This is a genomic window from Ideonella flava (assembly GCF_051857595.1).
GTDB lineage: Bacteria > Pseudomonadota > Gammaproteobacteria > Burkholderiales > Burkholderiaceae_C > Ideonella.
Map to the genome: position 1 here is coordinate 15,650 of NZ_JBPZHD010000007.1, position 19,205 is coordinate 34,854.

Sequence of the window (19,205 nt, forward strand, 5' to 3'; positions counted from 1 at the left end):
GCTGCAGCGGCTCGTCAGGCCGGGCGCGTGCGCGTCTTGCTCGGCCTTTCGCCGAACTGCGGCTGGTAGGCGCGGGCGAGCTGGCCCGCGTCCTGGAAGCCCCACCGCGACCGGCGCCAAGAAAAAAGGCCACCCGGAGGTGGCCTTTCGTGGAGCGAGGGGCTTGCCCGGGCGTGAACTTACATGTCCATGCCCATGCCGCCCATGCCGCCCATGCCACCAGGCATGCCGCCGGCCGGGGCGTCGTCCTTCGGGGCTTCGGCGACCATGGCTTCGGTGGTCAGCATCAGCGACGCGACGGACGCGGCGTTCTGCAGCGCGGTACGAGTCACCTTGGTCGGGTCCAGGATGCCCATCTCGATCATGTCGCCGTAGGTGTCGTTGGCGGCATTGAAGCCGTAGTTGCCCTTGCCGGCCAGCACGGCGTTCACGACGACGGAGGCTTCGCCACCGGCGTTGTAGACGATCTCGCGCAGCGGGGCTTCGATGGCCTTCAGGACCAGCTTGACGCCGGCGTCCTGGTCGGCGTTGTCGCCCTTGATCTCACCAGCGGACTGGCGGGCGCGCAGCAGCGCGACGCCACCGCCGGCCACGATGCCTTCCTCGACGGCGGCACGGGTGGCGTGCAGCGCGTCTTCGACACGGGCCTTCTTCTCCTTCATCTCGACTTCGGTGGCGGCACCGACCTTGATGACGGCCACGCCGCCGGCCAGCTTGGCCACGCGCTCTTGCAGCTTCTCGCGGTCGTAGTCGCTGGTGGCTTCCTCGATCTGGACGCGGATCTGCTTGACGCGGGCTTCGATGTCCGCGGCAGCGCCGGCGCCGTCGATCAGGGTGGTGTTTTCCTTGCCCACTTCGATGCGCTTGGCCTGGCCCAGGTCGGCCAGCGTGACCTTCTCGAGCGACAGGCCGATCTCTTCGGCGATGACCTTGCCGCCGGTCAGGATGGCGATGTCTTCCAGCATGGCCTTGCGGCGGTCGCCGAAGCCCGGGGCCTTGACGGCGCAGACCTTCAGGATGCCGCGGATGGTGTTGACCACCAGGGTCGCCAGCGCTTCGCCTTCGACTTCTTCAGCGATGATCAGCAGCGGACGGCCGGCCTTGGCGACGGCTTCGAGCGTCGGCAGCAGGTCGCGGATGTTGCTGATCTTCTTGTCGAACAGCAGCACGAACGGGTTCTCGAGGATCGCCGACTGCTTTTCGGGGTTGTTGATGAAGTAGGGCGACAGGTAGCCGCGGTCGAACTGCATGCCTTCGACGACGTCCAGCTCGTTGTTCAGGCTCTTGCCGTCTTCGACGGTGATGACGCCTTCCTTGCCGACCTTGTCCATCGCGTCGGCGATGATCTTGCCGATCGATTCGTCGGAGTTCGCGGAGATCGTGCCGACCTGGGCGATTTCCTTGCTGGTGGTCGTCGGCTTGGAGGCCTTCTTCAGCTCTTCCGTCAGGCTCAGGACGGCCTTGTCGATGCCGCGCTTGAGGTCCATCGGGTTCATGCCGGCGGCCACGTACTTCATGCCTTCGCGCACGATGGCCTGGGCCAGCACGGTGGCGGTGGTGGTGCCGTCACCGGCGTTGTCGCTGGTCTTGGAAGCGACTTCCTTGACCATCTGCGCGCCCATGTTCTGGAGCTTGTCCTTGAGCTCGATTTCCTTGGCGACCGACACACCGTCCTTGGTGACGGTGGGCGCGCCGAACGAGCGCTCGAGCACGACGTTGCGGCCCTTGGGGCCCAGCGTGACCTTGACCGCGTTGGCCAGGATGTTCACGCCTTCGACCATGCGGTGACGCGCGTCGGCGCCGAAGATGACGTCTTTTGCTGCCATGTTTGATTCTCCGAATTCAGTTCAAAAGGTTCTGCGCGTGGCGAGTCACTTTTGTCTTCGGCCGGCCCTTCGGGCCTTAACCTGGCGCAGCCAGGTTAGCCTTCGACGGAAGTAAATCGCCCTCGGGCTATTTACTTCTCGACGACAGCGAACAGGTCGTCTTCCTTCATGACCAGCAGTTCCTCGCCATCGACCTTGACGGTCTGGCCGGAGTACTTGCCGAACAGCACGCGGTCGCCGACCTTGATGTTCAGGGCCACGAAGTCGCCCTTGTCGTTGCGCTTGCCGGGGCCGACGGCCAGCACTTCGCCCTGGTCGGGCTTCTCGGCGGCGTTGTCGGGGATCACGATGCCCGAGGCGGTCTTGGTTTCATTTTCCAGGCGCTTGACGATCACGCGATCGTGCAACGGACGAAGCTTCATTGCATCTCCTTGAGGCATTGGCAATCAGTGAGGGTGCGAGTCACCAATGAAGTTGGCGCTCATTCACATGAGGCAGTCCGCCGAAGCGGACCACCGGAACGCGTCTCTGCCGCTGGCTATTAGCACTCCAGCGGATCGAGTGCTAGCAGGATTATAGGGACCGTCGACGCGGATTCAAGACCCGCCCTGTCGACGGATGCCCTCACTCCTGGTCGTCGGAGGGAGGGGGCGAGCCGACGCGGTAGTCCTCGCTGGCCCAGGCGCCGAAATCCTGCCCCTGGCAGCGGGCGCTGCAGAACGGCCGAAAGGCGTTCTCGGGCGAAAACAGGGCCGGCCGGCGGCAAGTGGGGCAGGGCACCAGGCGGGGCCTGCGAGGGGGAACAGGCGGCTCGGGTGGCGTAGGCGCGGCCATCGGGGCGACTTTCAGACGCAGAGGGACAGGTCGAAGGTGGCGTCGCCGTGGAAGGGCTTCAGTCGGCCTTCGGCATCGGCGCGCATCAGCCGCACCGACACCATCAGGCGATGGCCGCTGATCTCGGGCACGAGCCCGAGCGACTCGTCGATGCGCAGGCGCAGCAGGTGGTAGGTGCGCCCGGCGGGCAGGCTTTGCTGGTACTGGCCCGCTTGCGCCACGACGCGGTGCGGCACGCCGGCATCGCGCAACAGGTTCAGCAGCAGCAGCAGCGCCTCGGCCAGCGGCACGAGGGTGTCGACCCAGTGGGTCAGGTCGCTGCGCCGCTGCTCCGGCGCCAATTGCTGCCAGGCATAGTAGGCGGGCAGGTCGAACGAACACGTGCCGCCGGGGATGCTGATGCGGCTGCGGATGCTCATCAGCCACTCGTTGGAGGTCAGCGTGTGCCCCGCCTTGCCGGCGAGGTGGTTCAGGCTGGCGTGCGCGTGGTCGATGCGGCCGGTGATCTCGTCGAGCGCGGCCTCCGAGACGCTGGGGTTGCCTCTGAAGGCCTGCAACTGGGCGCGGTGGCGTTCCAGTTCCTTCAGCAGATCCGACTTGAGATCGGCTCGCGAGGCGACGTCCATGATCTCGAACAGCGTGACCAGCGCAAAGTGGTGGTCGACGGCCGAATCGCGTGGCAGGAGGGCGTGCAGCCGGGCGAACAGGTGCTCCAGCCGAAGCATCGTTCGAATGCCTTCGTTGAAGGGGTATTCGTAGAGAACCAAGTGCTGTCGTCCTTGCGCAACCTGCCCGGGCACAAGACCCGGGAAAGCGTTGATTGTTTCACAGCACTTGCCGGCGCCGCCTCAGCGCCTGCGGCACCCCCTCATGGCCACCAGCGTTGCCACAGGCGCGCGACCATGGCCTCGAGGCCGGCGAGTGTCATGCCGGCGCCGTTGTGGATCACCGCGTCGGCTATCCGCCGGCGAGCAGGGCGAGACGCCTGCTGGGCGATGACTCTTCGCACCTCGTCCGCCGGCCAGCCGGAGCGCTGCATCACCCGTTCGACCTGCAGGGCCTCATCGCAGTCGACGACGAGGATGCGGTCCACCCTCTGGCGCCAGTGCGCGGATTCGGTCAGCAGGGGCACGTCGAACACGACCGGCTGGCCGGCGCCCGCCGCGGCCGCACGCGTCTGCGCCTCCTGGCCGATCAGTGGGTGGAGGATGGCTTCGAGGCGCTGCCGCTTGGGGGCCTGGGCGAACACTTCGGCCCGCATGCGCGAACGGTCCAGCGCTCCCGAGCTGTCGATCATCTGGCGGCCGAATGCCTCGGCGATCGGCGGGAGCGCCGCGCCGCCGGGCGCAGTCAGCTCGCGGGCTATCGCATCCGTGTCGACGATCAGGGCCCCGAGGCGGGCGAGCGCGGCGGCCACCGTGCTCTTGCCGCTGCCGATGCCGCCAGTCAGTCCGGCGTGCAGCGGGGCCGCGCTATTCACCGGCTACCAACCCAGCCAGCGGTTGATGGGCGCGCTGCCCACCAGGATCACGATCAGGCCGCCTCCCGCCAGGAAGGGGCCGAAAGGCACGTACACGCCTTGCCGGAGGGCGCCGGAAAACTTCAGCCACAGGCCGATCACCGAGCCGACGACCGAAGACATGAGGATGATCGGCAGGATCGCGGGCAGTCCCAGCCAGGCTCCGAGTCCGCACAGCAGCTTGAAATCGCCGTAGCCCATGCCCTCCTTGCCGGTGGCCAGCTTGAAAAGCCAGTAGATCGACCACAAGGACAAGTAGCCCACGAGAGCGCCCCCGACGGCGCTGGGGAGTGACACCGTCGTCCAGCCCAGGGCCGACGCCGCGAGGCCTCCTCCGATCAGCGGCAGGGTGATCGACTCGGGCAGCAGGGTCGTGTCCCAGTCGATCGCCGCCAGGGCCAGCAAGGTCGCGATCACCGCGCACCACATCAAGGTGGCCGGCTGCGTACCAAAACGCCAGCCCGCCGCGGCGAACAGCACGCCCGTGAGCAGTTCCATCGCGGGATATCGCCACGAAATCGGCGTCTTGCACGCCGAGCAGCGTCCGCGCAGGCCCAGCCAGCCCACGACCGGCAGGTTTTCGTACCACCGGATCTGGTGCCCGCATTTCGGGCAGGCTGAGCCCGGCCGCCACAGGTTGTAGGCAGGAAGCGCCTCCAGGCGAGCGGCCAGGATGTCGCCCGCGACGGCAAGCTCTTTCGCAGGCGGCTCGCGAAAGAGGCTCCTGAATGCCTCTCCGTCCTTGAGGTGCCCGGCGATCTCGTCGAGCCACTCGCGCTCCATCATGCGAGGAAGCCGGTGGACGACGACATTGAGGAAACTGCCGATGCACAGGCCGAGCAGGCCCAGCACCGGCGGAGCGAGCCACAGGCTCAGCGCATCCGCCCCCAGCACGTCAGACCACCTGGCCGAGCTTGAAGATCGGCAGGTACATCGACACCACGATGCCGCCGATCAGGCCCCCCAGGAAGACGATGATGATGGGCTCGAGCAGGGTCGACAGGCCCTTGACCATCTCGTCGACCTCTTCCTCGTAGAAGTCGGCCGCGCGGGCGAGCATGTCGTCCAGCGCGCCGGATTCTTCGCCGATGGCGGCCATCTGCAGCACCATGTTCGGGAACACGCCAGTCTGCGTCATCGACGTGGTCAGCGCCGTGCCGGTGGCCACGTCACGCTGTATCTGCTGCGTGGCGTGCGCATACACCGAGTTGCCTGCAGTGCCGCCGACCGAGTCGAGCGCCTCGACCAGCGGGACGCCCGCGGCGAACATCGTGGCCAGCGTGCGCGTCCAGCGGGCGATGATGGCCTTGCGAATCAGGTCACCGAAGATGGGCAGGCGCAAGAGGAAGCGATCCATCGCGAACTGCATCTTCTCGGAACGCTTCCAGGTTTGCATGAAGACGTAGCCGCCGCCGAAGATGACGCCGAAGATCAGCCACCACCATTTGACGAAGGCGTCGCTCATCGACATCACGATCAGGGTGGGCGCGGGCAACTCGGCGCCGAAGGACTTGAAGACGTCCTTGAAGGCCGGGATCACGAAGATCATGATCACCGTGACCACCACGAAGGCGACGACCAGCACCGAGATCGGGTAGATCAGGGCCGACTTCACCTTCTGCTTGATGGCGAGTGTCTTTTCCTGGTAGAGCGCCAGGCGCGTCAGCAGTTCTTCCAGAATGCCGCCCGCCTCACCTGCCTCGACCAGGTTGCAATAGAGCGCGTCGAAATACTGCGGATGACGACGGAAGGCCGAGGACAGGTTGGTACCGGTCTCGACGTCCGACCGGATGTCCATCAGCAGCCGCGTCAGGCGGGGATTGGGGCTGCCGCGACCCACGATGTCGAAGGCCTGCAGCAGGGGCACGCCAGCCTTCATCATGGTGGCCAGCTGGCGCGTGAAGACGGCGATGTCCTTGGCCTTGATCGACTTGCCGCCGCCGCTGCGCCGCTTCTTGATCTTGGTGACCATGACGCCCTGGCGGCGCAGGCTGGCGCTGACCGCCGCTTCGCCCCCGGAGCGAAGTTCGCCGCGAACGATCTTGCCGTTGCGGTCCTTGCCTTCCCACTCGAAGATGAATTCCTTGACGTCTCTCACCGCCGCTGCAGTAGCCATCGAGCCTCCGGCCATATCCCAAACGATCGTCTGTAACGTGCGCGATTGTCACCGCACGGCCGCTCACTCGTTCGTGGCAGCGATCACTTCCTCGAGCGATGTGACACCCAGTTTCACCTTCACGAGACCGGATTCGCGCAGGTCGCGCACGCCTTCCTTCCGGGCCTGGGCCGCGATGTCAGGTGCCGTGCCAAGCGAAAGGATGATGCGCTGGATCTGCTCGGTGATCGGCATCACCTGGTAGATGCCGACCCGGCCCTTGTAGCCGTTGTTGCAGTGGCTGCAGCCGACGGACTTGTAGGGTGTCCAGGTCCCGTCGAGATCGGCCTCGGCGTAGCCGGCCTTGAGCAGAGCCGCCCGCGGGTATTCGGCCGGCTTCTTGCAGTTGTCGCACAGGCGACGCACCAGGCGCTGCGCCGTGATCAACAGCACGCTCGAAGCGATGTTGAACGGGGCGACGCCCATGTTCAGCAGGCGGGTCAGGGTGGATGGCGCGTCGTTCGTGTGCAGCGTCGACATCACCATGTGGCCGGTCTGGGCGGCCTTGATCGCGATGTCGGCCGTCTCCAGGTCGCGGATTTCGCCGACCATGATGATGTCCGGATCCTGGCGCAGGAAGGATTTCAGCGCGACCGCGAAATTCAGGCCGGCCTTGTCGTTGACATTGACCTGGTTGATGCCCGGCAAGTTGATTTCGGCCGGATCCTCGACAGTGGCGATGTTGACGCCGGGTTGGTTGAGGATGTTCAGGCAGGTGTAGAGCGACACCGTCTTGCCCGAGCCCGTGGGGCCGGTGACGAGCACCATGCCGTAGGGCCGGTGGATCGCATGCAGCAGGCGCTCCTTCTCGGCGGGCTCGTAGCCCAGCGCCTCGATGCCCAGCTTGGCGCTGGACGAATCGAGGATACGGATCACGATCTTCTCGCCGAACAGCGTGGGCAGGGTGCTGACGCGGAAGTCGATCGACTTGTTGCCGAAACGCAGCTTCATCCGGCCGTCTTGCGGCACACGCTTTTCAGAGATGTCCAGACGCGAGATGACCTTGATGCGCGACGCCAGCTTGTCCTTGATGGCGATCGGCGGCTGGGTGATCTCTCGCAGTTCGCCGTCGACGCGGAAGCGGACGCGGTAATTGAACTCGTACGGCTCGAAGTGCAGGTCGGAGGCGCGCAGGTTGATGGCGTCGACCAGCATTTTCTGGAGGAAGCGCACCACCGGCGCATCTTCCACTTCGGTCGTCACTTCCGCCGCAGCCGGCTGGGACGTGTCTTCCTCAGTGACCTCGAAGTCGAAGTCGGCGGCGGCGAGGGTCTCCATCGCCTGCGAGGCCGGCGTGCCCTGGCTGTCGAGCAGGCGATTGAGCTTGTCGTATTCGACCAGCACCCACTCCGGCGCCAGCTGGGTGGCGAACTTGATGCGTTCGCCGGCCTCCTGGTCGGTGGGGTCGGCGCACGCCAGGAACAGCCGGCTGCCGCGCTTGGCCAGCGGCAGGACCTTGTATTGGCTGATCAGCTTGCTGTCGAGGATGGACCGCGGCAGCTTCTGGGCGTCGAGTGCATCCAGATCCAGCAGGGGAACGGCCAGGGCCGTCGACAGGCTGTGGGCGAGGGCCGAGGGTGTCAGGTCGCCCGACTCCATCAACGCGGCGATGAAGCTGACTCTCTTGTCGCGCGCCTGGACCGTCAGTTCCTCGGCTCGCTGGACCTTGAGCTTCCCGCCATGAACCAACACCCGGGCGACGCCGGACAACGCGGAGGAAGGAGCTTCTATCAGGGTATCCACAAGCGTGCACCGTCAGGGCGCAGACAGACCATGACCGGCCATCATCGCCGAACCCATGGGGGCTGTAAATCGTGACCGGCCTTGACGAACCGTGAGAATGAACACCTCTTCACGCTTCGACGGTCCGCTGCGAAATGTGGACCACGCTGGGACCGGCGAGACGCTCTTCGCGTCACGGCGTGGTGTCGCCAGGGTGCGAGAAAAAAAGACTGGTCGGGGTGAGAGGATTCGAACCTCCGGCCTCTACGTCCCGAACGTAGCGCTCTACCAGGCTAAGCTACACCCCGATGCTTGTCGTCTATTGTTGAATTTGCGCTAGGAGGAGCGCTCAACCGACCGAGCACATAATTCTAGCAGAGCTTCTCGCGCCGCCGAAGCGGGCAGCGCGAAAAGACGTTCACGCGCCACTTGTGCCTCCGCGCGGGCTGCCTCGCGCGTGGCCTGCAGGGCGCCGGTGCGCCGCACGATCGTGACGATCTCAGCCAGGCGTTCGACCTCGCCCTGTTCGATGGCATGCCGGATCAGCGCCCGCTCCTCGGCGGTGCCGCGTTCCATGGCGATCAGCAGGGGCAGGGTCGGCTTGCCTTCCCGCAGGTCGTCGCCCACGTTCTTTCCGAGGGCTTGCGTGTCGCCTTCGTAATCGAGCAAGTCGTCGACCAGCTGGAAGGCGGTGCCCAATGCGCGACCATATTCGGCGCAGGCATCCTCCACCGCACGGGGCGCGCCGGCGACCACGGCACCCAGTCGCGCGCTCGCCTCGAACAGCTTGGCGGTCTTGTAGCGGATGACCTTCAGGTAGGCGTCGACCGCCAGGTCGGGGTCGTGCATGTTCATCAGCTGCAGCACTTCGCCTTCGGCTATGACGTTGGTCGCGTCGGCGAGCACGTCCAGCACGCGCATGCGGTCCAGCGCGACCATCATCTGGAAAGCGCGCGAATACAGGAAATCGCCGACCAGCACGCTGGCGGCATTGCCGAACAGTGCATTCGCGGTGGCACGGCCGCGGCGCAGGGACGATTCGTCGACCACATCGTCGTGCAGCAGCGTGGCGGTGTGGATGAACTCCACGATGGCGGCCAACTCGTAGGGTTCGTCGCCCGAGTAGCCCAGCGCATCGGCAAACAGCAGCACCAGTCGCGGCCGGATCCGCTTGCCACCGGCTCCAATGATGTAGTGCGAGATCTGCTCGATCAGGGCCACGTCCGAGGTGAGTCGCTCCCGGATGACGGCATCGACGCGCGCCATGCCCTGTGCCATCGGATCGGTCGTGGCGGTGGCCGGCGAAAGAATCGTCGGTGGCGTTTCCGTCGAGGGCATGTCGGTAGTTGGGCGGTCAGAGGACGAAGGCAGGCGGCTGATTATAGGAAGCCCGCGAAGGGACTGGCGTTAACCCTGTGCCACTGCTATAATCCTGGGCTTCGCCCGGAATGGGCTGGGCGGAGCCATACCCCTTTTCCCAAAGAGGCACACATGTACGCGGTCATAAAAACCGGTGGCAAGCAATACAAGGTTGCAGCCGGCGAAAAGATCAAGGTAGAACAGATTGCTGCGGACGTTGGCCAGGAAATCGTGATTGACCAGGTGCTCGCCGTCGGTGACGGCGCGGGCCTGACGGTCGGGACCCCCCTGGTGAGCGGCGCGAGCGTGAAGGCCACGGTCGTGGCGCATGGTCGTCACGACAAGGTTCGCATCTTCAAGATGCGCCGCCGCAAGCACTACCAGAAGCACGGCGGTCACCGCCAGAACTACACCGAGCTGGAAATCAGCGCGGTCAACGGCTGAAGCCCAGCAGGAGTTCGTGAACCATGGCACAGAAAAAAGGCGGCGGTTCCACCCGGAACGGCCGTGATTCCCAGCCGAAGATGCTCGGCGTGAAGGCGTTCGGCGGCCAGGCCGTGTCCGCCGGCTCGATCATCGTGCGCCAGCGTGGCACCAAGTTCCATGCCGGCTCCAACGTCGGCATGGGGCGCGACCACACGCTGTTCGCGCTGGTCGACGGTACCGTGTCCTTCCAGGTCAAGGGCGAGCTGAACCGCCACACGGTCAACATCACGCCGGCCTGAGCTGGCGCGTTCGCCACGCGAAGCCCCGGCTTGCCGGGGCTTTTTCGCTTCTGCGGCCACCTCATCGGCCGCCACCTACCATCTCGTCTCATCATGAAGTTCGTCGACGAAGCCACCATCGACATTGCGGCCGGGCACGGCGGCGCGGGCTGCGCGAGCTTCCGGCGCGAGAAGTTCATTCCCTTCGGGGGGCCGGACGGCGGAGACGGTGGCCGCGGAGGCAGCGTCTATGCGGTCGCCGACCGCAACCTCAACACCCTCATCGACTACCGGTACGCCCGGCGCCACGAAGCGAAGAACGGCGAGCCCGGGCGGGGCTCGGACTGCTTCGGTGCGGCGGGCGAAGACATCACCCTGCGCATGCCGGTGGGCTCCATCATCACGGACCTCGAGACGGGGCGCGTGCTGGCCGAGCTGATCGAGCCTGACGTACCGGTGCTGATTGCCAAGGGAGGAGACGGGGGCTTTGGCAACCTGCATTTCAAGAGCAGCACCAATCGGGCGCCGCGCCAGAAGACGCCAGGCTGGCCCGGCGAGGCGTTCAAGGTCAAGCTCGAGTTGCGCGTGCTGGCCGACGTCGGCCTGCTCGGCATGCCCAACGCCGGCAAGTCGACCCTCATCGCTTCGGTGTCGAATGCCCGGCCGAAGATCGCGGACTATCCGTTCACCACGCTGCACCCCAATCTCGGCGTCGTGCGCGTCGCGCCTGAGAAGAGCTTCGTGGTCGCCGACATCCCTGGCCTCATCGAGGGCGCGTCCGAGGGGGCCGGCCTGGGCCATCTGTTCCTGCGTCACCTGCAGCGCACGCGGTTGCTGCTGCACGTGGTGGATCTCGCGCCGTTCGACGAATCGGTGGATCCGGTGGCGCAGGCCAAGGCCATCGTCGAGGAGCTGCGCAAGTACGACGAGGCCCTCTACCAGAAGCCACGCTGGCTGGTGTTGAACAAGCTCGACATGGTCCCAGCCGAAGAGCGGGCCAAGCGCGTGAAGGACTTCGTCAAGCGCTACAAGTGGAAGGGGCCGGTGTTCGAAATCTCCGCGCTGGCGCGTGAGGGCTTGCAGCCCTTGATCCACGCGATCTGGGACCACGTGGCTGCACAGAACAATCCGCCCGTGGCGCCGCCCGATCCGCGCTTCGACTCGGCGCCGGACGACGGGGGGCAGGCGGCATGAGCGAGGCCTTGAGAACCGCAAGACGGATCGTCGTCAAGGTCGGCTCCAGCCTGGTGACCAACGAAGGCCGGGGCATAGACGCAGGCGCAATCGACAACTGGTGCCGGCAGCTGGCAGCTCTGGCCTCCCAGGGGCGAGAGGTGGTCATGGTGTCCTCCGGCGCGATTGCGGAGGGCATGAAGCGCCTGGGGTGGTCGACGAGGCCCAAGGAACTGCCCGAGCTGCAAGCCGCCGCAGCCGTCGGCCAGATGGGCCTGGCGCAGATGTACGAGCAGAAGCTCTCCGCCCACGGCATGGGCAGCGCGCAGGTGCTGCTGACCCATGCGGACCTAGCGGACCGCGAGCGCTACCTCAACGCGCGCTCCACCCTGCTCACGCTGCTGGGCCTGAAGGTCATACCGGTCATCAACGAGAACGACACGGTGGTCAATGACGAGATCAAGTTCGGCGACAACGACACCCTCGGTGCGCTAGTCGCGAACCTGATCGAGGCCGACGCCCTGGTCATCCTCACCGACCAGCGCGGCCTTTATTCGGCCGACCCCCGAAAGGATCCCGCCGCCCGCTTCATCGACGAAGCACAGGCTGGCGAGGCGGAGCTCGAGACCATGGCCGGTGGGGCGGGAAGCAGCATCGGCAAGGGCGGCATGATCACCAAGGTGCTGGCCGCCAAGCGCGCCGCCGGCAGCGGGGCCAGCACCGTGATCGCCTGGGGGCGGGAACCCGACGTCCTGCTGCGGCTGGTCTCGGGCGAGCCGATAGGCACGGTGCTGCTGGCCGGCACGCCCAAGCTCGCCGCGCGCAAGCAGTGGATGGCCGATCACCTGCAGCTGCGCGGCGCGGTGCGGATCGACGACGGTGCGGTGATCAAGCTGCGCGACGAAGGCAAGAGTCTGCTGCCGATCGGCGTCGTCGAGGTCGAAGGCGAATTCCACCGCGGGGACGTCATCGCCGTGCGTACTTCGGAAGGCGCCGAAGTGGCGCGCGGCCTGGCGAACTACTCGAGCGCGGAGGCACGCCTTATCGCCCGCAAGCCTTCATCGCAGATCGAAGGGCTGCTGGGCTACGCCAGCGAGCCGGAGCTCATTCACCGCGACAACCTGGTGCTCGCTTAGAGCCAGCCCTAGTGCGTCGACCCGTTGTGGTCCGGCAGGGGCACGGGTTCGGACGTTTCATCGCTGCGACGCCGGTCGTCGCGCCCGTGCGGACGCATGCCACTGCGCAGGTAGCGGTTGTGATGGTTGACCTTGGGCAGGAACCTGGCCAGCTCCGTCAAGGCCATCTGGTAGACCCCGCGCTTGAACTCGATCACCACGTCGAGAGGGACCCAGTACTCGTTCCACCTCCACGCATCGAACTCGGGGTGATCGGTGGCGCGCAGGTTCATGTCGCTGTCGCGGCCCATGAGCTTGAGCAGGAACCAGATCTGCTTCTGGCCCTTGTAGTGGCCGCGCGCGTCCTTGCGGATGAAGTGGTCGGGGACCTCGTAACGCAGCCAGTCTCGGGTGCGGGCGAGGATCTGCACGTGGTCCGGAAGCAGGCCCACTTCCTCGTGCAGCTCGCGGAACATGGCCTGCTCGGGCGATTCGCCGTACTTGATGCCCCCTTGCGGGAACTGCCAGGAGTGGGTACGCAAACGCTTGCCCCAAAACACCTGGTTCCGGGCATTGAGCAGGATGATGCCGACGTTAGGCCTGTAGCCTTCCCTGTCGAGCATAATCAAACCCCAATTTTTGAACTGAAATCAATATAGCACCGGCGGCCTACAGGGCGCAGGCTCTCGCTTACCCGAAGCGTCACGCCGCCGACCGAGCCGCCATGAAAGCCAGCCAGTTCTTCATTTCCACGCTCAAGGAAGCGCCCGCCGACGCCGAAGTCGTCAGTCATCAATTGATGATGCGAGCCGGCATGATCAAGAGGCTGGGCGCCGGCATCTACAACTACATGCCGATGGGCCTGAGGGTGATCCGCAAGGTCGAGGCGATCATCCGCGAGGAGATGAACCGGGCCGGTGCGGTGGAGCTGCTGATGCCGGTGGTGCAGCCGGCCGAGCTGTGGCAGGAGTCGGGCCGGTTCCAGGCCTACGGGCCCGAGCTGCTGCGGGTGAAGGACAGGCACGACCGCGACTTCGTGATCCAGCCGACTTCGGAGGAGGTGATCACCGACATCGCCCGGCAGGAGTTGCGCAGCTACAAGCAGCTGCCGAAGAACTTCTTCCACATCCAGACGAAGTTCCGCGACGAGCGCAGGCCCCGCTTCGGCATGATGCGCGGGCGCGAGTTCACGATGAAGGATGCCTACTCCTTCGATCGCGACAAGGAGGCTGCGCTCAAGAGCTACGACGTGATGTACCGCGCCTACTGCGCGATCTTCGATCGCTTCGGCTTGCAATACCGCGCGGTGGCGGCGGACACCGGCTCCATAGGCGGCGACGCGTCGCACGAGTTCCAGGTCATCGCCGACACGGGCGAGGACGCGTTGGTGTACTGCCCGACCAGCGACTTCGCCGCCAACATCGAATTGGCCGAAGCGGTGTCGCTGATCGCCGAGCGTGGCCCGGCGACTGAACAGCTGACCAAGACGCCCACTCCCGGCAAGAGCACCTGCGAGGACGTGGCTGCGTTGCTCGGGCTCGCGCTGCAGCGCACGGTGAAGTCGCTGGTGCTCGCCACCGACGACAAGAACGACGCCGGAGACATCGTCAAGACGACGGTCTGGCTGCTGCTCGTGCGAGGCGACCACGACCTCAATGAAGTCAAGACCGGCAAGCTGCCCGGTTTGAAGAAGGGCTGGCGGTTCGCCACGGTGGCGGAGATCGAGGAGCACTTCGGCTGCAAGCCGGGCTACCTCGGCCCGATAGGCATGAAGAAGCCCGTCAAGGTCGTGGCCGACCGCACAGTGGCGAACATGGCCGACTTCGTCTGCGGCGCCAACGAAGGCGACTTCCACTACACCGGTGCGAACTGGGGGCGCGACCTGCCCGAACCGGATCTGGTGGCCGACATCCGCAACGTGGTGGTGGGCGACCCCTCGCCGGATGGCAAGGGTATCCTCGCCATCCAGCGCGGCATCGAAGTGGGCCATGTGTTCTACCTGGGAACCAAGTATTCGCAGGCGATGAACGCGAACTTCCTCGACGAGACCGGCAAGCCGCAAGCTTTCGAGATGGGCTGCTACGGGATCGGCGTCACGCGCATCGTGGGCGCGGCGATCGAGCAGAACCACGATGCTCGCGGCATCGTCTGGCCGGCTTCGATCGCGCCTTTCGCCTGCGTGCTCTGCCCGATCGGCTACGACCGCTCGGCGGAGGTGAAGGCGGCGGCCGACAAGCTCCACGACGAGCTGCTGGCCGCCGGCATAGACGTGATGCTCGACGACCGCGGCGAGCGCCCCGGCGCGATGTTCGCGGATTGGGAGCTGATCGGCGTGCCGCTGCGCGTGGTGCTTTCCGACCGTGGCCTGAAAGAAGGCTTGCTGGAAGTGCAGGGGCGGCGGGATGCCGAAGCGACCAAGGTCGCACTGGCCGAAGTGGGCGCCACGGTGAAGGCGCGCCTGGCCGTCTGATGGGCGGGCCTGGCGGGCGCAAGGAGCGGCGGCGCGCCTATCTGCGGGCCGCCGCGGCCTCCGCGTTGCTGGGGCCGCTGGCCTGGCGGCCGGCGATCGCCGGCAAGCAGGCCGAGGAGCCACTGGCCGATGCGGTTCGGACCGCATTGTCAGCTGCGGTGGCGAACAGCGCCCCGCCGAAGCCCAGCTTCTCGACCATCGAGGAGCGGCTCGCCTATCTGCGCTGGATCGGTGCGATGAGCGACAAGCTCAAGCCCCGCAAATCCGAGCGTCAGACCCGCATCGAATTCTTGGAGACGCTGTGGTACGAGAGCAAGCGTGCCAGCCTGCAGCCGGAGCTGGTGCTCGGCCTGGTGCAGGTGGAAAGCGGCTTTCGCAAGTACGCGATCAGCAGCGCCGGCGCGCGCGGCTACATGCAGGTGATGCCGTTCTGGGCCCGGCTCATCGGCGATGGGGATGCCTCGCGCTTGTTCCACATGCAGACGAATCTGCGCTTCGGCTGCGTGATCCTGCGCCACTACCTCGAGGTCGAGCAGGGCGACCTGTACATGGCCCTGGGCCGCTACAACGGCAGCCGCGGCCGGCCCGAGTATCCGAACGCGGTGCTCGGGGCGCGCAAGCAGTGGCTGATCTAGCGGCTAGAGCCCGGTCCAGCGGCGAGGCTCTGCGCTGCTGACGCCGAGCATTTCGATCACGCGCTCGACGGTGTCGTCGACCAGTTCGGCGATGGTCTGTGGCCGGTGGTAGAAGGCCGGCAGCGGAGGGAACACCACCGCCCCCATCTCGGTCACCGCCGTCATGTTCCGCAGGTGCGCCAGGTTGAAGGGCGTCTCGCGCACCATCAGCACCAACCGACGGCGTTCCTTCAGTGTGACATCGGCAGCTCGGGTCAGCAGGTTGTCGCCGAAGCCGTGGGCGATCGCGGCGAGCGACTTCATCGAGCAGGGCGCGACGACCATCGCATCGGTGCGGTAGCTGCCGCTGGCGATGCAGGCGCCGATGTCGCCGGCGGCGTGCGACTCGCTGGCCAGCGCTTCGAGCGCGCCGCGATCCAACCCCAGTTCGTGATGAACATTCAGCACGCCGGCCGACGTGGCCACGACGTGGGTGTGCGCGCCGAGCGAGCGGAGTCGCTCCAGGAGCCGCACGCCGTACACCGCACCGGAGGCCCCGGTGATGCCGACGACAACTCGCGGCGGCGGGGCCAACTCAGGCGGCCAGGACTTGCTGCAGTTCGCCCGCCTGGTACATCTCCATCATGATGTCCGAGCCGCCGACGAATTCGCCGTTCACATACAGCTGCGGGATGGTGGGCCAGTTGGCGTAATCCTTGATCCCCTGGCGGATCTCTTCGTCTTCGAGCACGTTGACGGTGGTCAGGTCGTTCACGCCGCAGGCCTTGAGGACCTGCACCGCGCGGCCCGAAAAGCCGCACATGGGGAACTGCGCCGTGCCCTTCATGAACAGGACCACCTTGTGGCCGTTGACGATCTGGTCGATGCGCTGTTGGACGTCGCTCATGGGTATCGGATGCTGGGCGGAAAACCAACTTTATAAAGCAAAGCCGCCGCGCAGGTGGCGCGGCGGCGTCAAGCCCTGCATGCAGGTGCTGGAAAACGTCAGAAGGTGTAGGACAGGTTGACCTGGAACATGGGCGACAACTGCATGGCCTTGATCACGTCGTCCAGGCCTTCGCTGCCTTGCATCGCGCGGCCGAAGCGGACCACCTGCCCAGGCCGCTGCGCAGCCAGCCCCAGGTCGGCGGACACGCCCAGCCCGGTACGCGCCCACCAGGCGCTGTAGCCGAGGCCGAGGTAGGGCATGGGGCCGTTGGCGTCCGGATCGGCCAGGCTCGGGCTGCTGGTGCCTCGCCACTGCATCTCGCCGTGGCTGACGCCGGACGGCGCGGCCAGCGCCAGGGCGCCTGGGCCCACGAGCAGGGCACCGGTGGCGCGCAGGCCACCGCCATCGCCTACCCGACCCCAACCGAGATAGCGGTCACCCGCCAACAGCGCGTTGCCCGTCGCCGGCATGCCGATGGCGCTGCCGAACAGCGGTCTGGCGGGGGCGCCGAGCGCCAGGCGGGTTTGCCAGGCAGACCAGTCGTCTCCCATCTCGGTGTCGACCTTCAGGCCGTCGCCGGCCACGGGAGAGGCGGCCATGGCGAGCCCCGGTGCGGCAAGGCACAAGGCCCAACAAAACGGCAAGGCAAAGAACCGGCGCATGGTGACCTCCCGCAGGACAGTCCCGGCCCAGGTGGCCGTTAGGAAATACTACTGCAGCCCCTTTTGGCATGCGCGTGAAATGTGGCCGCTCTCATCCCGCTGTTGCGGGACATTACAGGTCCTCCCCAGCTTCAATCGTGGGGGAGACGGCCGCCCGTGCAACGCCCATGGCCCGCCAGGTCGCAACGGGTCGACACGGCTTCGAATCCACTCGACTGCAGGAGCGCCGCGACGGCGTTGCTCTGATCCCAGCCGTGTTCCATGAGCAGCCAGCCGCCAGGGCGCAAGTGAAGCGGCGCCCCGGCCACGATGGTGCGGATTGCATCCAGGCCGTCCCCACCGGGCGTCAGGGCGAGCGTCGGCTCGTGCCGCAGCGCGGCCAGATGGGGATCGCCGCCGGCGATGTAGGGCGGATTGCTCAAGGCCAGGTCGAACCGCCGGCCCGGCAGCGGTGCCCACCAGGAACCGGTTCGGAAGTCGACGGCCAGGCCCAGGCGGTCGGCATTGCCACGGGCGACGGCCAAAGCGGCGTCGCTCAGGTCGACGGCCGTCATCGAAGCCGCCGGGTGGCGATGCTTGACGGCCAGTGCGATGGCGCCGCTGCCGGTCCCCAGGTCGACCACCTCGGCCGCCGAATGAACAGCGAGCTCGCCGGCGAGCAGCTCCAGCGCCCAGTCGACCAGCACCTCGGTCTCCGGCCGCGGCACGAGCACGGCCGCGTCGACCTGCAGCGGCAGGCCGTGGAATTCGCGTTCACCGACCAGGTAGGCAAACGGCTCGCCTTCGGCCCGGCGGCGGCACAGGGCGCGATAGGTCGAGGCCTGGTCGTCGCCCAGCGCATCCTCGCCGTGGGCGATCAGCCAGGCGCGCGGCCGGCCCAGCACGTGGCCCAGCAGCCACTGCGCATCCAGCCGGTCCAGCCCGCCTGCCTGCGCCTCGGCGAGCGCCTGCGCCACGGTCAGGCTCATGCGGCGCCGCCGCTTTCCAGCGCCGCCAGCTGCTGCTGGGCCTGCTCGGCCTGCAGGGCGGCGATGACATCGTGCAGGTCGCCGTCCATGATCTGGCCGAGCTTGTACAGGGTCAGGTTGATGCGGTGGTCGGTCAGCCGGCCCTGGGGGAAGTTGTAGGTGCGGATCCGGTCGGAGCGGTCGCCGGTGCCGACGAGCGCCTTGCGGGTCGCGGCCTCCTTGGCTTCGCGCTCGGCCCGCTCGCGGTCGCGCAGGCGCGCCTGCAGGACGGCCAGTGCCTTGGCCTTGTTGCGGTGCTGCGAGCGATCGTCCTGGCACTCGGCCACCAGGCCGGTGGGCAGGTGGGTGACGCGGATCGCGCTGTCGGTCTTGTTGATGTGCTGCCCACCGGCGCCGCTGGCGCGGAAGGTGTCTATGCGCAGGTCGGCCGGGTTGAGCGTCACCTCGGCTGCCTCGTCCGGCTCGGGCATCACCGCCACCGTGCACGCGCTGGTGTGGATGCGGCCCTGGGCTTCCGTCTCGGGGACGCGCTGCACGCGGTGGCCGCCGGATTCGAACTTCATCTGCGCGTAGACGTCCTCGCCTTCGAAGCGGAAGACGATTTCCTTGTAGCCGCCCAGGTCCGACGCGTTCTCGCTCATCACCTCGGTCCGCCAGCCCTGGCGCTCGGCATGGCGGGTGTACATGCGCGCCAGGTCGGCGGCGAATAGGGCCGATTCCTCGCCGCCCGTGCCGGCGCGGATCTCGACGAAGGCGTTGCGATGGTCGTCCGGATCGCGCGGCAGCAGGGCGGTCTGCAGCCCGGCCAACAAGGTTGACAGCTCGGTCTCGGCAGACGCGATCTCCTCGCGGGCCATCTCGGCCATGTCCGGATCGGCCTGCAGCTCCCGGGCGGCCGCCAGGTCGCGTTCGCGCTGCTCGTAGCGGCGGAAAAGGCCCACCACCTCGGCAGCTTCGGCCTGCTCCCGCGCCAGGGTGCGGTAGCGGCCCATGTCGGCGGTGACCTGCGGATCGGCCAGGCTGGCGTCCAGTTCGGCCAGGCGCATCTGCAGGCGTTGGAGTTGCTGGCGCAGCGAGTCTTTCATCGGGATCGGGGCCGGTCGGGCCGGCGTGGGGAAGGGGCGACGGGGGCACC

At 66.7% G+C, this 19,205-nt stretch carries 21 protein-coding genes and 1 tRNA gene; 6 read left to right on the top strand and 16 right to left on the bottom strand.

Annotation, left to right across the window (positions count from 1 at the left end; genetic code table 11):
* Positions 1-179 precede the first annotated feature (179 nt).
* The 10 genes from groL to ispB all read right to left on the bottom strand — a co-directional run bounded on the left by groL (position 180) and on the right by ispB (position 9,394).
* Positions 180-1,826 (bottom strand): chaperonin GroEL, encoded by a 1,647-nt coding sequence (gene groL / locus ACS5PM_RS15910; protein ID WP_439388641.1) that lies wholly within the window; start codon positions 1,824-1,826, stop codon positions 180-182.
* A gap of 131 nt (positions 1,827-1,957) precedes the next feature.
* Positions 1,958-2,248 carry a co-chaperone GroES gene (gene groES / locus ACS5PM_RS15915; RefSeq protein ID WP_128197167.1) on the bottom strand — a complete coding sequence of 97 codons (291 nt, stop codon included), beginning with the start codon at positions 2,246-2,248 and terminating at the stop codon, positions 1,958-1,960.
* A gap of 202 nt (positions 2,249-2,450) precedes the next feature.
* Positions 2,451-2,606, bottom strand: a complete 156-nt coding sequence (locus ACS5PM_RS15920) for a DNA gyrase inhibitor YacG (protein ID WP_439388642.1) — start codon at positions 2,604-2,606, stop codon at positions 2,451-2,453.
* Between the two features lie 65 nt (positions 2,607-2,671).
* Positions 2,672-3,427, bottom strand: coding sequence for a cell division protein ZapD (gene zapD / locus ACS5PM_RS15925; RefSeq protein WP_439388643.1), 756 nt, complete (start codon positions 3,425-3,427; stop codon positions 2,672-2,674).
* A gap of 101 nt (positions 3,428-3,528) precedes the next feature.
* Positions 3,529-4,140, bottom strand: coding sequence for a dephospho-CoA kinase (gene coaE, locus ACS5PM_RS15930; protein WP_439388644.1), 612 nt, complete (start codon positions 4,138-4,140; stop codon positions 3,529-3,531).
* Positions 4,141-4,143: 3 nt separating this feature from the next.
* Complete coding sequence (locus tag ACS5PM_RS15935; RefSeq protein WP_439389010.1) at positions 4,144-5,070, bottom strand: prepilin peptidase; 927 nt, start codon at positions 5,068-5,070, stop codon at positions 4,144-4,146.
* Between the two features lie 4 nt (positions 5,071-5,074).
* Positions 5,075-6,295 (bottom strand): type II secretion system F family protein, encoded by a 1,221-nt coding sequence (locus tag ACS5PM_RS15940; RefSeq protein ID WP_439388645.1) that lies wholly within the window; start codon positions 6,293-6,295, stop codon positions 5,075-5,077.
* Positions 6,296-6,358: 63 nt separating this feature from the next.
* Positions 6,359-8,077: a type IV-A pilus assembly ATPase PilB gene (gene pilB / locus ACS5PM_RS15945; RefSeq protein WP_439388646.1), complete on the bottom strand. Its 1,719-nt coding sequence runs from the start codon at positions 8,075-8,077 to the stop codon at positions 6,359-6,361.
* Between the two features lie 210 nt (positions 8,078-8,287).
* Positions 8,288-8,364, bottom strand: a tRNA-Pro gene (locus tag ACS5PM_RS15950).
* Positions 8,365-8,392: 28 nt separating this feature from the next.
* On the bottom strand, positions 8,393-9,394 hold the full coding sequence (ispB, locus tag ACS5PM_RS15955) for an octaprenyl diphosphate synthase (RefSeq protein WP_439388647.1): 1,002 nt from the start codon (positions 9,392-9,394) through the stop codon (positions 8,393-8,395).
* A gap of 153 nt (positions 9,395-9,547) precedes the next feature.
* Between ispB and rplU the strand changes: the two genes are divergently transcribed.
* The 4 genes from rplU to proB all read left to right on the top strand — a co-directional run bounded on the left by rplU (position 9,548) and on the right by proB (position 12,428).
* A complete protein-coding gene (rplU, locus tag ACS5PM_RS15960; RefSeq protein WP_324157996.1) occupies positions 9,548-9,859 on the top strand; it encodes a 50S ribosomal protein L21 in 312 nt (103 codons plus the stop codon).
* A gap of 23 nt (positions 9,860-9,882) precedes the next feature.
* Complete coding sequence (gene rpmA / locus ACS5PM_RS15965) at positions 9,883-10,140, top strand: 50S ribosomal protein L27 (protein WP_439388648.1); 258 nt, start codon at positions 9,883-9,885, stop codon at positions 10,138-10,140.
* Positions 10,141-10,233: 93 nt separating this feature from the next.
* Positions 10,234-11,313 (top strand): Obg family GTPase CgtA, encoded by a 1,080-nt coding sequence (cgtA, locus tag ACS5PM_RS15970; protein WP_439389011.1) that lies wholly within the window; start codon positions 10,234-10,236, stop codon positions 11,311-11,313.
* Entirely contained in the window at positions 11,310-12,428 is a 1,119-nt protein-coding gene (proB, locus tag ACS5PM_RS15975) for a glutamate 5-kinase (RefSeq protein ID WP_439388649.1), read from the top strand. Before cgtA ends, proB begins: the two co-directional genes overlap by 4 nt.
* Positions 12,429-12,436: 8 nt before the next feature.
* On the opposite strand, the gene ACS5PM_RS15980 is transcribed toward proB, so the two are convergent.
* Entirely contained in the window at positions 12,437-13,030 is a 594-nt protein-coding gene (locus ACS5PM_RS15980) for an RNA pyrophosphohydrolase (RefSeq protein ID WP_439388650.1), read from the bottom strand.
* A 101-nt stretch (positions 13,031-13,131) separates the two neighbouring features.
* Here ACS5PM_RS15980 and ACS5PM_RS15985 point away from each other — a divergent pair, with 101 nt between their 5' ends.
* Positions 13,132-14,877, top strand: a complete 1,746-nt coding sequence (locus tag ACS5PM_RS15985; RefSeq protein WP_439388651.1) for a proline--tRNA ligase — start codon at positions 13,132-13,134, stop codon at positions 14,875-14,877.
* Entirely contained in the window at positions 14,877-15,512 is a 636-nt protein-coding gene (locus ACS5PM_RS15990; protein ID WP_439388652.1) for a lytic transglycosylase domain-containing protein, read from the top strand. Before ACS5PM_RS15985 ends, ACS5PM_RS15990 begins: the two co-directional genes overlap by 1 nt.
* Positions 15,513-15,515: 3 nt before the next feature.
* Here ACS5PM_RS15990 and ACS5PM_RS15995 read toward each other — a convergent pair whose 3' ends face one another.
* From ACS5PM_RS15995 to prfA, 5 genes are all read right to left on the bottom strand, one after another.
* Positions 15,516-16,085: a UbiX family flavin prenyltransferase gene (locus ACS5PM_RS15995; RefSeq protein WP_439388653.1), complete on the bottom strand. Its 570-nt coding sequence runs from the start codon at positions 16,083-16,085 to the stop codon at positions 15,516-15,518.
* 1 nt (position 16,086) lies between these two features.
* A complete protein-coding gene (gene grxD / locus ACS5PM_RS16000) occupies positions 16,087-16,398 on the bottom strand; it encodes a Grx4 family monothiol glutaredoxin (RefSeq protein ID WP_439388654.1) in 312 nt (103 codons plus the stop codon).
* A gap of 98 nt (positions 16,399-16,496) precedes the next feature.
* Entirely contained in the window at positions 16,497-17,039 is a 543-nt protein-coding gene (locus ACS5PM_RS16005; protein ID WP_439388655.1) for a hypothetical protein, read from the bottom strand.
* Between the two features lie 194 nt (positions 17,040-17,233).
* Positions 17,234-18,070: a peptide chain release factor N(5)-glutamine methyltransferase gene (gene prmC, locus ACS5PM_RS16010; RefSeq protein ID WP_439388656.1), complete on the bottom strand. Its 837-nt coding sequence runs from the start codon at positions 18,068-18,070 to the stop codon at positions 17,234-17,236.
* A complete protein-coding gene (gene prfA / locus ACS5PM_RS16015; RefSeq protein WP_439388657.1) occupies positions 18,067-19,155 on the bottom strand; it encodes a peptide chain release factor 1 in 1,089 nt (362 codons plus the stop codon). Before prfA ends, prmC begins: the two co-directional genes overlap by 4 nt.
* Positions 19,156-19,205 lie beyond the last annotated feature (50 nt).